This is a genomic window from Leptospira ainlahdjerensis (assembly GCF_016919175.1).
GTDB classification, from domain to species: Bacteria; Spirochaetota; Leptospiria; order Leptospirales; family Leptospiraceae; genus Leptospira; species Leptospira ainlahdjerensis.
Genome location: NZ_JAFFPU010000025.1, coordinates 1 through 585 on the forward strand (window position 1 = coordinate 1; position 585 = coordinate 585).

Annotated in this window: 1 protein-coding gene; it reads right to left on the reverse strand. The window is 38.1% G+C overall.

Annotation, left to right across the window (positions count from 1 at the left end; translation table 11 throughout):
* Positions 1–106 precede the first annotated feature (106 nt).
* Entirely contained in the window at positions 107–466 is a 360-nt protein-coding gene (locus JWG45_RS22130; protein WP_232380561.1) for a helix-turn-helix domain-containing protein, read from the reverse strand.
* Positions 467–585 lie beyond the last annotated feature (119 nt).

Sequence of the window (585 nt, forward strand, 5' to 3'; positions counted from 1 at the left end):
ATTTTATAGAGTGCGCTTAGTTCTTCCATGTTGCCAATAGGCTAACAGAAAAATCCAATCCGCACAACGTCGCAAGGTCACGCAAGAGGCCGCAATTTCCGGCGGTTTAAAGGTCTTCGCTTTGAAAAAAATGATCTTGTAAAAACTCTTCAACTCCGATTCTGGAATATAAGATTCGTCCATCACGGAATTTCCAAAACTTTTTCAACAATCCTTCTCTCCGATAGAAACTTACTCTCCGGACTGTTCTTTTAATAAGGGCCGCAACTTCTTCAGGTGTCATCGTGTCTTCCGGATCTTTTGGAATAGCGGGATCGGTTTGCACCGGAGAGTTTCGTTTTTTCTTCAAATCTTTGAGTGGGATGTTTTTGAAAAGTGATCCGTCCGTTGAATAGCCGGATACTACGTTAGATGTTTGTTTGGTTTTATTAGATTTTTGAGATGTAGGTTTACTTTTTTTGGCCATACGGCAGACCAAAACACAGTTTTAGAATTGTCAAGCACAAACGTATATTGAATATTTTCCGTATGAACAGATTACAAAAATTTATTTATATAACGGCTTTCTTATTCTCAATTTCAATT